The 15,178-nt window shown below is 67.7% G+C and carries 1 protein-coding gene (running past one end of the window); it reads left to right on the forward strand.

The window, feature by feature from the left end; translation table 11 throughout:
• Positions 1 to 15,178 carry the beginning of a GNAT family N-acetyltransferase gene (locus tag OH799_RS28730; protein ID WP_406270362.1) on the forward strand. Its footprint extends 162,650 nt past the window's final position, so 15,178 of the gene's 177,828 nt are visible here — the first part of the coding sequence; its start codon is at positions 1 to 3; its stop codon lies off the right edge, out of view.

The raw sequence follows: 15,178 nt of genomic DNA on the forward strand, positions 1-15,178 counted from the left end.
GTGGCGTTTAATGTCGAGGGCCCGGCATTGTTGCGGGGTATCGGGGAGCTGCTGAATTTCGGTATGGAGCTGCCTGATACCAGGGCGGGGGATTTGGAGCTGTTGGCTCAGCGTGGTTTGTTGGGGATGGCTCCGCGGGTGCGGGCGTTGACCGAGGCGGTTCGGAATACGCAGGGCAATGTTGCGGATATTTATGTGGGTGAGGCGACCCAGCCGTTGTTGAAGGCGTTGGGGTTGCTGGAGTCGGGGGAGTTTTCGTTCGACGAATTCGCTGATGCGATGACGCAATTCGGGAACGCGTTGGTGAAGACGGCGAATGGTGTCACGAAAACACAGTTGATTATGTGGGGTTTCGCGGCGGTGACGCTGTATGCGTTGTGGGCGGCGCGGGCGGCGTTGGGGTTCACGCCGTGGGGGCGGGCGGCGTTGCCGGTGGTCGAGGAATTGATCATCCAGGAGGGTAAGCAGCTTGTTCGGGGGCAGGCGTTGCGTGGGTTGGGTGAGGCGGCGGCGGCGATGGGGGAGGCCCGGGCCGCGGGGATGCTGCAGCCGTTGCTGAAGCGGTTCGGGGTGTTGCCTGCTTTGCGGGAGACTTCCGGTGGCACGCTGGCGAAGTTGCTGAGCAGTAATCTGGTGAGGGCGGCGGGCAAGCAGGGGCTGGTGGGTTTCGGGGTCGACACGGCTGCTGGTTTGGCGTCGGGGGACGGTTTCCACTGGGATTCGGCGTTGACGATGGGGGCGTCTTTCGCGGCGGGGCCGTTGGCGGGTGGGCCTGCGGCGCGGTTTATGCAGAACTTTATGGGGCGGTTCGCGATACCGGCGTTGGCGCAGCGGATCACGACGGGCGCGGTGGCGGGGACCGCGGCGATGGTGGGGATGGGTCTCGGCGGTGCGGTGATGCAGTCGGCGCTGCATGGGACGGTGGCGTGGCAGGCGTTCGCGGCGGCGGCCGATCCGCACATGTTGTTCGCGGGTGCGGGTTTGGGTGCGTTGGGCGGGATGCGTCCGGTGCCGGAGGTTCGGGGTGCCGGGGAGGCGGGTTTCGAGGGTGGGAGGAAGTTGGCGTGGGATCGGGGTGAGCTGACTGCTGAGTCGCGTCAGGAGGGGCGGCTGCTGTTTCGGCAGTTGGCCAGGGAGATGCACCCGGACAAGTTCCCGGAGGGCCCGGCTCGTGAGCAGGCCAGGGGGTTCTTCGACCGGATCGGGGAGGTGCACCAGGAGGCGAATGCCAATGGGCGCGGCAACATGTACCAGACGGGTGACGTCGCGCAGCTGAGGAAGATTCAGGGGGAGTGGACCACGGCGCGGGATACGTCCGGGTCGGCATTGCACGACGGGACTGCGCCGCGCCCGGACACCACCACGCGGACCGGCGCGGACAGCGCACCGAGGGCCGCATCGCCGGACCCCGGCTCCGGCGGGAGATCGCCTGCGGTACAGGGTGATTCACGCACTGGGTCGGCGCTCGATCGGCCATCGCAGAGTGGTGCGCGGCCGGTCGTGCCACGGACCCCGCCGGCAAGTGCCGGTGTGGTGGCGGGTCCGCAAGCGGGGGCGGCGCCGCCCGCTGCGCCTGCGACGCCCGCTACGCCGGTGAACCAGGCGGGTGGGCCGGCTACGGCTGGGGATCAAACCGATGGCGGCCCGGTTGTACCGGTTGATGCTTCGGCTCCGTCAGCCGGGGAGGCGCCGGGGCGACCGAGCAGTGACCCGAATGCCGGTTCGGGGCAGACGGCGGACCAGTTTCTGGCGGAGCTGCAGCGGACGTCGCTGGAGCGGTTGCGGGTGGATGCGGAGTTGGGGCGGGCGGCGACGGGGTTGCCGGAGGGGGAGAATCCGATGCCCGCGGCGACGCCCCAGGGGCAGCGGACCGTGGGTCTGGACCGAGTGTTCGCCGACTTCGGGCATGGTGACAAGCCGGTGACCTGGGTGGGAGAGACTGAGGCGTTTTTCCCGGTGTCGGATTTGGGGAAAGTCCTGGCGGAGGGATTTTCGCCCGGTCGCTCGGGTTATGTCTCCGGGTTCACGTCGTTGGAGCAGGCGACGAGGTTCGGTGTGAGCAACGTGGTTGTGGTGAAGGCGCCGGGCTTCATTCGGGAGGGGATTTCGGGGGAGCCGATGGCGCTGTTCGTGGGTGGGGCCGCGGAGAATTTTGTGGCGGGGTGGCATGAAATTTCCGGGGATATGTCTATTTATGTGGAGCATTCCGGTTTCGATCCGGCGCGGAAATCGGCATCTCCGGAGCCGGTGAATGCTGGGCGGCCGGAGGCGCCGGCGCAGAAACCACGCCCGGCCGATGCGCCGACCCGCCCGCAGCAGGCGCAAGTTGTGCCGACCGAGAAGCCGAAGCCACCGACGCCGCAGGAGATACAGCGAGGCAAGGACGTCACCGGGCTGACGGCCGATAAGGATCCGCTGGCGGGGGCGGCGGATCTGACCGGGGTGAAGCTGGACCATCTGCTGGCGGGTTTCGGCAAGTCGGCGAATCCGCCGACGTTCACCGACGACGGGGTGGCGTATGTGGCCGTGAAAGAGGGGAGCCCGCAAGCGCCCTTCGTGAACGGTATGACGTCGAAGACCTCGGGCGTGGTGGTGGCGTACGAATCCCCCGAGGCCGCGCGGGCGGCTGAGGGCGGACAGTGCCGGGTGTATGTGGTGCAAGGCCGGCGAGGCAGGTTCGAGCAGGAACTTCCCAATGGGGACAAGGCGTATCTGTATGTGGGGGGAATACCTGCGCACAATTTCTTCGGCCGTCTCCAATCGAATAATGACATCGGGCTGGATGTGCCGGAGTTCGAGGACTTGCCGGATGTTGCGGCGTTCGTGCCGAATCCGGGGTTCGACCCCGACCGGCAATCGCAGCCCAAGCCCGCGGTGCCGGATGCGCTGGAGGAGACCGACCGGGTTGCGCAGATACCGAACTCGGCGGATCGGAAGTGGCAGCGGCAGCAGGACAAGGAAACTGCCGCGTGGCTCGCGGATGCGTTGCGGCCCTCGGAGCAGGAATTGTATCGGGGGATGGAGGCCAGGGGGTTGCCCGCGGGGGCGGATCCGGCGCCCGCGGCAATGGATGGTCGGGCGGTTGATCCGAAAACGCTTCCCGCGTCCTGGGGGAATCCGGATGCGCCGGGTCGGGTGCGCTGGTTGGGGGAGCAGACGGGGCCGGTTGTGTATGTCCCGTTGGTAAAGGGCGAGGAGGTGTTGTTCGAGACCGGGATGGTGGGCGACGATACCGCGGGGGCGGTGTTGGGGTTGACCTCGCTGGAAAAAGCGATGGAGTTCGGCGCGGAGTGCGTGGCCGTGGTGGACGCGCCGGGTGGGTTCATCGACGAGGCGTCGGGGGTGGTGATGCTCCTGGACAGTGTGGCCGGCCGATATGTGGTGGGCAAACACGTGGTGTCCGGGAAGGGGGTGGAAGCAGTCTCGATTTTTGTGCAGAACCTTGGCTTTGTTGCGGGACGGGTGCCGCGGAAAGAAACGAAGCCGGCGCAGCCGGAGCCGTCGCTGTCCGAACAAATTTCGGATTTGGCGGCGAATATGCGGGAGTTCCGGGAGGAGGAGCGGAAGCGGGAGGCGGCTGCGCGGGAGGCTGCTGCGCGAAAAGAGGCCGAGGCGGCCCCGCCGATGGCGCCGACAGCGCAGGAGGTGCAGCGGGGGATGGAGGCGACGGGCCTGACGGTTGATCAGGATCCGTTGGCCGGGGCGGTGGTGGCCGACGGGGTGGATATGGCGGCATTGTTGACGGGCTTCGGGAAGTCGTCGACGCCGGCGCGGTATGTGGAGGAGGGTCTGGCGTATGTAGCGGTGCCGGAGGGGAATCCGGTGGCGCCGTTTGTGGATGGTGCGCACCCGGATGTGCTGGGAGTCGGCGGTGTGGTGGTGGCGTACGACTCGCCGGAGGCGGCGCGCGCGGCGTTGGGGGCTGCGGGTGCGACAGCTCGGGTGTATCTGGTGCAGGGGCGCCGGGGAAGGTTCGTGCAGGGGAATGCGCACTTGTTTGTGGGTGGGATCGCTTCGCAGTTCTTCATGGGCCGGTACCAAGACGACGACGCGGATTTGGATGTCCCCGATTTCGAGGGCATGCCGGCTGTTGCGGTGTTCGTGCAGAATCCGGGGTTCGACCCCAACCCCAGGCCACGGCCGCAACCGGTGCGCCCGGCGTCCGCCGAGCCGGCATCGGCGCAGGACGGGGAGCGTGCGACGCCGCATACCGCAGATCCGCAGCGGCGCCGGCGTGCGGCGGCCGCGCGCCTGGCGAAACGGGCACAGTCCGGCACAGCGGCGACCGGCTCGGGTCTGACAGCAGATCAGGTTCTTGCGGAGTCGAAGACAGCGGCGCTGGAGCAATTCACGGCGGAAGCGGCGTTGGGGAGGGCGATTTCCGGGTTGCCCGATGGGGCGGATCCGATGCCTGCGGCAACGCCGGAGGGGCGGGCGACGGTGGGCGTGGACCGGGTGCTGGCCACGTGGGGCCGGGAGCAGGCCCCGGTGACATGGGTGCAAGACGGGGTCGAGGCATTTATCCCGGTGTCGGATTTGGCGAAGGTTTTGGCGGAGGGGATTACCCCGGGGGATCGGGGCTATGTATCCGGGTTCACCTCACTGGAGCAAGCGGAGGCGTTCGGCGCTGGCTGCGTGGTGGTGGTGAAGGCGCCGGGCTTCATACGGGCGGGATCTTCACCGAATCCGACGATGGCATTGCTCGTGGGCGGTTTCGCGGAGAATTTCGTGCTGGGGTGGCATGAAATTTCCGGGGACATGTCGATTTACGTGGAGAATTCCGCTTTCGATCCGGAGCGGGAGCCCCGCGAGCTGGCCGAGCCGGAACCGTCACTGTCCGAGCAGGTTGCGGCATTGGTGGCGGATATGCGGGAGTTCCGCCAGGAGCGGGGGACCCAGCGAGCGGAGGCTGCCCGCGCGGCGGCCGCGCGCTGGGCGGATAGGCCATCGGCACCGACGGCGCAGGAGGTGCAGCAGGGGATGGAGGCGACGGGCCTGACGGTTGATCAGGATCCGTTGGCTGGGGCGGTGGAGAAGAAGGGGGTGGATATCGCGGGTCTGTTGGGGCGCTTGGGGAAGTCGTCGACGCCGGTGCAGTACGTGGCGCAGGGAGTGGCGTATGTAGCGGTGCCGGAGGGAAATACGGTGGCGCCGTTTGTGGATGGTGTGCATCCGGATGCGATGCCGAATCTGCTGGGGATCGACGGTGTGGTGGTAGCGCACGATTCACCGGAGGCGGCCCGGGCGGCGTTGGGGCCTGCGGGTGCGACGGCTCGGATGTATCTGGTGCAGGGAACACGGGGGAGGTTCGTGTGGGGGCATATGCACGTGTTCGCGGGTGGGATCGCTCCGCAGTTCTTCCTGGGTCGGTTCGAGAACGACCTTGCTGCGCCGGCCATAGCGGACATGCCGGCTGTTCAGGTGTTTGTCGCGAATCCGGGGTTCGATCCAGACCGGGAACCCCGTCCACATCTGGTATCGGAGCCGGAGCCCGAGGTGTCGACGGCGGCAACCGACACCGACACCGATACCACTGAGGCGGATTCCGCTACCGGCCCGACCGGCTCGTGGGGGTGGGTCGTGCGCAGCACGCGCCCGACGGCACATGCCACTGTGCCGGTGGCGATCCCGCGTCGCGAAGCCACCGCCGTGACCACGCCGGACCCGGCGATGTTGGACACCGCGTTCGAACAGCTGCCGGACCGGTCCGGGACAGCTCCTGATGCGGCCGGAGACAGCCTCGGACACAGCGTGGAGATCATCGACCTCGATGTGGCTCGTGCCGATCAGCCTGCCGCGGAGGGGAATTCGACGGCTGTCGACGGCTCCACCGGACAACCGGCGGCGGCTGCTTCGCCCGGTCGTGCCGCCCGTCGGGCCCGGCTGCGTGCCCAGCGTGAGCGAACGGTACAGCAGGCGCGTGACGTGGTGGCCGCGGCGCTGGAGCGCGAAGGAGTACGGCTCGCCGATCTGGTGCCAGGTGCGGGTCGGGTGCGTAATGTTCGGGCCGACGCCTGGGCCCGGGCCCGGCAACTTGTCGCACTATGGCCGCGGTTGACCCCGCAGGAGCAGGCGGCATTTATCGCGGCGTATCCGGAAACGGTTTTGGGGACCGCGGGCCTGCCGAATACCGATCGGATCCGGGCAGCCCATACGGTGGTGGACCTGATTCGGATCGAGCTCGGCGACGAGCAAACGAAAGACAACCCGGATACCGCGCTGATCACCGCACTGCAGACGCACATCGAGCGGGTGGAACAGTTGACCGCCGCCCTGGCCGCGGCGGACGAACCACAATCGGACAATGCAACGGTCGATGATGCTGCGGCCGCCCTGCCGACGAATTCTGATGCGGCTCCGGTCGACACGCGGGGGCGGCGACCAACTGCTCCTGCGGCGGACCCTGCTGCGCCGGTGCTGGTTGCGGGGCGTGAGTCGACGGCACTGACGACGCCGGATCCGGTGGCGTTGGCATGCCTGCAGCACCAGACTCCGGCGCGGCCCGCTGCCGCGGAACCCGATGTGGCTGATACCGATCAGCCTGCGGCGGTGGGCGCGCCCAATGATGCGTTGCCCGGTCGCGCGGCTCGGCGGGCTCGGCTGCGGGCCGAACGTGAGCAGGCAGTGCAGGACGCACGTGAGATCGTGGCGGCGGCGTTGACGCGCGAAAGGGTGCGGCTCGCGGACCTGATCCCGGGTGCGGGGCGAGTGCGTGATGTGTGGTCGGACTTCCGGGCACGGACCCGGTTGCTCATGCAGGTGTGGGACACCGGCTTCACCCCGCAGGAACGGGACGCCTTCGCCACGGCGTACCCGGAAACGCTCCTGGGCGCGGTCGATATGCCCGACCCTCTTCGGCTGCGCGCGGCTCGTACGGCACTGGATCTCAAGCGGATCGAACTCGGCGAAGTGCGGGAGACAGACCCGGATGGTCTGCTGGCCACAACCCTGCAGGCCGAGATCGACATCCTGCAGAACGCGGTAGCCGCGTTGAACGGTGGGGACGGCCTGCGATCGGACACCACCGTGGCCGATGACGCTGCGACCGCCGAGAAGGTCGACACGGTCGAAGACCCGCTGCCGAGCACACCCGCGGCCCCCGATACGGGTCCGCAGCCTCCGACAGCACCCGCGGTTGCGCCGGTGGCGACGCCGGGTCGTGGGTCGACGGCGCTGTCGACACCGGACCCCGCGGCGTTGGCCGGCCTGCCCCAGCCCACCGCGGCCGGGACCGGCGCTGCCGAACCCGATGCGACCGGCGCCGATCGGCCCGCAGCCCTCGGTGCACCCGGTCGCGGGTTGCCCGGTCGCGCGGCTCGCCGCGCCCGGATGCGGGCCGAGCGCGCGCGGGCGGTGCGGCGTGCGCGCGCGGTGGTAGCGAAAGCGTTGGAGCGCGAAGGGGCGCGGCTGGCGGACCTGGTGCCCGGTGCGGGCCGGGTACGTGATCTCGAGGCCGACCGGCGGGCCCGGGCTCGGGAACTCGGGGTGCTGTGGCCGCGACTGACCGAGGACGAACGGGCCGCGTTCATTACCGCCTATCCCGACACGGTACTGGCGGCCGCGGGCTTGCCCGCGGCGGTCCGTACCCTCGCCTCCCGTACCGCGCTGGACCACAAGCGGATCGAACTCGGCGATGAGCGGGACAAAGACCGGGACAAGCAGCCCCAGGAGCCCGGCGCCGATCCCGCGGTCATCACAGCTCTGCAGGCCGAGATCCGGATAATCGAGAACCTCACGGCCGAGCTGGCCGAGACCGTCGAGTTCCTCACCGAGCAGGCAGCGCAGGACGGCACGACCCCGAACACCGGCATCGCCGACGGCGACGCGGACCAGCCGCTGTTGGTCGGCGAGTGCGCGACCTTTGCGGACTGGGCCTTCGCATGGGCGAACTGGGATGCCACCGGCCGGGTCGGTCCACAACCGGTGAAACCACCGCGCGGCAACCGGCTGGCCGGCGATACCGCGATCAATCTCGCGAAAAAAGTGGGCGCGAACTTCGACCGCAACCATCACGGTCAGCTGACGATGGCGCAGCTGGTCAACTTGGTGCGCAATACCCCCGGTATGCGAGCAGCGTTCGTCGTCGAATACCGCGACGGTATCGGACACACCGGTTACATCGCCCACGACCCGGTACACGGGGTCGAGATCAAACACAGCTACAGCGGCGGCAGGTACCCCCACGAGGGCATGAACGAAGTCGACGCATACCTCCTCCAGCAGTGTTACAACGGCGACGGCGAATACACCCACCAGGGCACCACCGCGATCGACCTATTCCTCCGGCTTTTCGCGGGAGAACCGCACCAGGCCACCTTCATCAAATCCCACAACGGTGTCCTCGAACACCCCCTCGAACCAGGCGAGGAACCCAGCGCACTGCACGGCGTGCACATGCCCCGCGAGGACACCCTGCTGTTCGGTGCGCCATGGGAACGACATGTCGTCGAGGCTGCGCACTCGAGGTCGCGATCGCGGTGGGGGCCGGACGCAGCCGTCCTGATCACCAATAACGGCGATACCGCCAAGCACGGCCACGGCAACGAGGACGCGATGGCGTTCGCGGTCGGTGCGTTCGACGGTCAACCGGCGACCGTGTTGGTGTCCGGCGATGGGGTCACCTCGCGGAAGCATGGAGAGAAGGCATCGGAACTCGTCGTGCAGACGATCCGCGACACCCTGGCAGTACAGCTGCAGGCGGGTATCGCACCCGAAGCGGCGATGCAGCTGGCGTTCGAGGAGGGCATGGATGCGATCGAAAACCTGACCGCCGCCGAGTACGCGAACCTGAACCCGGGGCAGCGGACGCCCGGGGCTTCCGCGGCGGCGGCGATCATCCTGCCCGGAAAGATCATTGTCGGGAAATTCGGTGACGTCGAAGTGCTTTCGGTGGACCCGGATGATCCGATGGCAGGCGCCGAAATACTGGATCCGGTGGATCCCACCGATATCGAGCACCACTATTTCGCCGCGGAGAAAAAACTCCCGGCGGATCCGACGAGCTACATCAAAACGTTCGCCATCGAAGGCAACCGGGTCATCGGGGTGTTGACCGACGGTATGCCGTTGTACGCGTTCGCCGATGTGGTCGCCGCCCATCCGAATGATCTGCGGGCGATCGCGGTCACGCTGGCCGACCAGGCCTTGGTCGACGGCGGGCCCGACAATGCTACCGGCGGGATTGCGGCGTTTCCGCCGCCGCCGGCGGCGCCACCCGGCGAATGGGTGCTGTCGGAGCATCCGCTGTCGCCCGAATCCGAAGCCCGGCAACGGTTCCAGCTACCAACCGAACACCGCACGGATTCGGGGGTCGCAGCGAACGAGCCATCTCGCGCGCTGCTCCCCGCGGCATTCACGGGCAACGAGCCGCATGTCCTGGTGGACCTGGGGCCCGCGGGTGCCGGGATCAGCCATATCGGCATACCCGAACGGCACGGTCACGGCAATCAGGATGCGATGCGACTGGCCGTGTTCGATCACGACGGTGAACCGATCGAGGTCGCGGTGATCTGCGACGGCGTGTCGACTTCGGCGGGTGGGGGTGTCCTGGCGGAAAAGGTCGCGGCGGCGGCTATGGGTCACATCGGGAAGGTCGTCAAGGACTCTGCGGGAGGGGCATTCGTCGCGAAAGCCGCGTCGGAAGAGGCGGTCGACGTGGCCCAGGACATCGCGGAAAGGCTGGCAGCCGACGACCGGTACCGGAGCGACCAGAATCCGCCCGCCAGCACCATTGTGATCGTTATGGTCCAGCAGGGGCTGGTCACGGTCACCTGGGTCGGCGACAGTCGGGCAAAGGTCGGGTCGAAACTGGTGACCCGGGATCACTCGGTTCTCAACTGGTTCCGGGATATGAAGGAACTGACCGATACCGAGGTGGTTGAGCGCCTGCGGGTATACGGGATGCGACCGAGCATGCTCGCCTTGGTCAGGGAACTGGACGACCTGACCGACGTCGAGGCGGCGGAGCATCTGAAGCGCAATGGGGCCAAACCAGGTGCGCTTCAGCATGCCATCACCACGGGGGTAGGCGCCCCGAAGGGCCGGGCGAAGTACACCGAAGTCGTGGAGGTGTCCGGCGAGGTCACTGTGACCGTGTACACCGACGGCTTGAACTGCGTGGCTCCGGTCGATTTCAACAACGCCCTCGAGGAGCATGCCGAAGATCCGGAGAAGCTCGTCACCGCGTTGATGAACCTGGCGCTGGTCAAGAGCAAGGACAACATCACCGTCGCCGCCCTGCGGCACAAGCCACGCCCGGCGACCCGCCACCGCCGCACCTTGCGCCCCATGCGGACCATCGCGGACGCCGCGTCCGAGGCCCAGCCGGCGCAGGCCGAGCCCACCGAGCCAGGGCAGGCGCAGCGGATGGCAGCCAAGGCCCGGGAACACCACGAGGTCTGGCGGCAGGTCAAGGACAAGCGCAGGCAGCTTGACGTCATGGCCACATTCGGCAAAGTCGACATTGCGACGTTGGGTACGCCCGCGCGATGGGCGAATGCCTTGCGGCAGAAGGCCGATCAGATCGGGCGCGATCCGCGGCAGCGCTTGATCGCGACCCCAATCGACCTCGCCCGGCACTTCACCGCGATGGCCGAGGTGGTGGACGAATACCACGTCCTGCACGATCGGCTGGATGAGCTCGACGCCGAATTGAATTCGGGCCTGGCCGATGGCGCGCTGAAATACAAGCGCCCGCGCGAGATGTGGGTGGATGAACCCAACCAGTGCTTCACGGTGGTGCAGGCCGATGTCGCGGGGGTCACCGGCCGCACCGACATGCGGATCACAGCCGCTGATCGGCTGCGCGGCAAGTCATTCCGTGAGGGCGTGGCCGAGTTCGCCACCGCCGAACAGCGCGAGGATCCCATCGAGCCGCAGTGGTGGGCGAACCTCGACGAGGCGGTCGATGACTTCGAGTTCCGTGGGCGGAACCTGGATCGGCTACGGCCGGATAGCCGGAATCCGGGTGGCAACGGGATCAAGATGCTGGTGGCCATCCCGAAACAGCCCGGAACAGTCAGGAGCGGGCCTGGATATCACCTGGTCTGGGTGATCCGGCATGTCGTGGACGGTGTCCAGCACCTGGAGTACCGCGACCCGATCAACGGAGAGTTCAGGTACGACTGGACGCCGGATCCGGGTGGTCCGCCGGTGATGGTGTTGCACTTGGATGCCGGTGGGGTTCCGGTCCAGTTCGACAACCCGAACCCGGTTGACCCGGACACCATCCCGCAGGGCGAGATCTACGTCGGCGCATCGTCCGGCAAGGGACTCGGGCCGGAAATCACTCAGCTGCGGAACGACACGCTGCTGCGGCGGGCCGCGTCCGTTGCCGCCCTCACCACGGCGGGACCGCAGTTTCTGCGCGATCCGGCGAACATCGGTCCGGAGGAGATCGCGCAACTTACGATTTTGCGCCGTCAGTTGGCCGACCATATCGCTGCCGGGAATTCGGAACCGCCGAACTGGTTGGCCGGGCAGCGAGTGCGGAACCTGGTGGCCGGTGGGGGACATGGCCGTTCCGCTGCGGAATTCCTGGCTGAGCTCGATGGCGTGCTCGGGCATGCGCGGATGTTCCTGCGCGCCGATGTACTCGCCCGCGGTATCGACACGCTGGAACGTGATTATGCGGAGGCGTTCAGGCACAGAATCAACGATGATGACCCGAACCAGGAGCAATGGCTGGAACGGTACAACTGGCTGTACCTCCAGGTCATCAAACTCAGGGTGGCCCTCTTCACGGCAGAGGAGCGGGAAGTCGCCGGGGGGCGCGGGATCGACGCTGCCGAAGACGGGGTCTTCTCGTTGCTGGCCCAGGGTGTCGGACGGCGGGACGCCGCGCTGCTGATCTGGGCTCGGGCGTTCGGCGGGAACCTGCCGCACATCCGCGGCAGCCGGGTGAATGAACAGTGGCGCATGCTGTCGCCTACCGAGCAGACGCTGCTGATCGAGCAGCTGCCTGGTTGGGTGGCGGCGACTCCCGGTATCACATGGTCGGATCGGGGCCTGGCCGATGCCGATACGGTCGAGGCCGAACGCACCCGGTTGATCGACCAGGGCCATGGTGGCACCGAACCGCATTGGCCTCAGCTTTTGCAGGACCGCACCCTGGAGTTCGACGAGCTGCGCAGGCGTGCCGCGGCAGACCGCAGGCCGTTGGCGGTGCTGACCGATGTGCCGCGTGGCGCGGATGGCCGGGTGATGGCCATCATCGGTTCGCCGGAGGCGCACACCATCCGGGTGGAGGTCGTGGGGCGCGGGGTCGGGGCCTCGGTGTCGAGGGGCCTCGGCGCCGCTATGGATTGGCTGGATGCGCAGGATCCTGGCCATGCGGTGGTGGTGTGGTTCGCGCCCGAGGGGCCGCTCGAGGCCGCGGGGCTGCTTCTGGCCGCCGATATCGTCGACGGCCTGGTGGGAGCCTGGGACCACTGGCAGGGCCGGGGCCGCGGGGACGACGCGCCGACATTCGAATTCGTCACGCATGGCAGCGCTTCGGCGATCCTCGCGACCGTGCAACGCGGTATCGGTATCTTGCGGCTATCGGAGAGCAGTCAGGTAGGGGCCCTCACCATCCGCATGGTGACTCCGGATGCGTCGCCGACGGCGGAGTATCGACGGCCCGCCGGGGAGGGACTGGCGGATCTGGGTGCCGACGCCGAGGAACGGTTGCGGGCATTCGACGTCGCCAGGGCCGATGCGCGTCGCGACGGCATCGCCGCCCTGGAAACCGCGCTCGCCGGAGCCGAAACCCTTGCCGCGAACACCCTGCGTGAGTTCAGGGGACGCAGCCGGGCCCATTGGGAGAACTTCCGGAACGATGAGGTGACGACGGCGAACGTGGCCGAGCTGTTGTCCCAGGCGCGGAGCGCGACCGGCGGACTCGGCCGGATCTTCGATCCGCGCAGGCCGGGGGCCGCCGCCGGCCCAAGCACTGGTAATACGAATCTGGCTGGGCGACTTCAGGATCGCTATCGTGGTCTGCAAGAGCTGAATGCCATTGCGGGCAGGCACCGCGCGGCCATCGATGAGGTTACCCGGCTGCAAGGGCTGGCCGATCGGCTCACGGATCTGGTTGATCAGCGGCGGAATCTGGAAGCGGACCAAGGCCGGTTGGAGGCGCTGTTCGACTCGGTCGCCGCCCGGCCTGAATTCGCCGGCCTGAACTTGCGTCGTACCTGGGTAGAGAGCATCGCTGTGTTGCGTGGGCAACGGCAGCGAGCGGAGTCGCGACTGGCAGAGCTGCTGTCAGCGGACCCGCTGTTGGCGGATCTGCGGCGCCGGCTGCTCGGTGACGACGGGCGGCTGTCGGTGCCACCGCACCAGGTGCGGTGGCTGCGGCAGGTCCTCCCGGAGTTCGGGCCGGTGCGCGCGGCAGCCGACCGGCTGTACTGGATCGACGAAATGGGCGGGGCCGCGTACCAGATCCGGCGCATCGCGGTGCAGCTGGCCGGTCTCGACGGCAGGGTGGACGCCGCCCTGCGCGAGGTCGCCGACGGCCCGCCGCGCACTGAGGATTCGGCGCGCCCGACGCCGAGGAGCACCGAGCCGACCGCACCGCGGGCCGGCGAGGTCCTGCGTCGGATCGTGCGGCAGCCGGACGACCTGCCGCAGGTCGAGGGCGATACCCGACACGCACGACCGGATTCGGAGCGGCCGCAGGCGAATCAGTGTGCTCCCGAAGCGATGCGTGCCAACGCGATCCGCAACAACCGGGACCCGGGTGGCATCCAGGATGCAAACCCGTTGGCGGGCACTTGGATCAGTACGGTCGAGGAGTGGGCGGCCGGGCCGGATCAGGATCCGGTGCTGTTCGAGCAGCTGGACAATATCGGCGAGGCTTTCGACCGGCTGATGGCCTGGCATGACGAGCTCAAACGCCGGAACCCGGACGACGAGAACGCGGGCGACGGGCTGGAGATGTTCGTTGCGCAGAACCTGGACGGCCCGCTGGCGCACCTGATCGCACTGGTGCTGGTCGTCGAGAACGGGGTCGCCCGCGTCGATCTGGTCGATGCCGGTCGCCGCGTGGTCATCCGCGACTTCGTGCCCGAACAGCTCACCGAGGCCCAGCTGCGGGAACCGGTACTGGCATTGCCCAACCGGCACGGTTTCGCCGACCGCGAACCGGAAGGCCTCCCGTCGCGCCCGGTCCGCGAGACGAATATCCGCCTCGGCCTGGTCGAACCGAGCAAGCCGACCTATGACGTGGTCCCGGTCACCAACCCGGAGGGTATGGCGGTACGGGAGACGATGCGACGGGTGCGGATCATCCAGGACGGTGGCAAGCCGTTGTTCGTCGTCGGACCGGACAACGAGCCGTACAGCACGACCCGGGCGAGCGGTGACTGCTTCACGATGGACTCGATACCCGGTAAAGGGTTCCGCACCGACGCGGAGGGGACGCACACCAATCTGTGCATGACGTACGCCGAGGAGGAAGGCGGACCGGCGGCCTTTGGTCTCTGGAAGATCAAGGCGGGGCGGTTGGTCGAGGTCATACCCTACGGTGGGGCGTTCCCGCTCGACCTATCGGACCCGAAGAACGTCGCCAATCTCCGCGCCGAACTGCGGCGCAACGGGATCGATCCCAAACCCGCGTTGTTCGTCAACGTGGAATACCAAGGGTCGCTGTGGGATGACAATTCCCTGGGATGGCCGGTTCCGACGTTGCTGGAGCGGCACGGTCGCGGCTCGGAGGAGATATTCACCGGGTTCGGCGACGTAGACGGGGACGACTTCTCGCTGGATGTCGAGCAGGTGCAGTCGACGCCGCACGGCATGCTCATCACGCTGCGCATCGAACCCGTTCGGGGTGAGCCCGCGTGGGCAGTACTGGAACTGCGCACCGTCGATGGTGAAACCACGGCATATTGGCGAGAGTTCGATCTGGGGTCGGAACCGGAGCGGACCGGACCGGTCTACATCGAGTTGACCGAGCGGACCGCCGAGTGGCTGGCTCGGTCGGGGGTGGTGATCGGCGAAGCGAACGTCGCCGGACCAGAGCCTGATCCGGTCGAGTGGGAGCCCACACAGGAACTGCCGATGCTGTTCCCGGCCGATGACATCGGCATCCGGCGGACTCTCGCGAAGGTGCGCACCTGGCTGTCGCGGCGGATGAAGAACGGCTGGTTCGTCTGGCAGCTGGACGATGTCATGGCGGAGTTGGCCGCGATGGTGC

It is taken from the genome of Nocardia sp. NBC_00881 (assembly GCF_045207455.1).
Taxonomy (GTDB): domain Bacteria; phylum Actinomycetota; class Actinomycetes; order Mycobacteriales; family Mycobacteriaceae; genus Nocardia.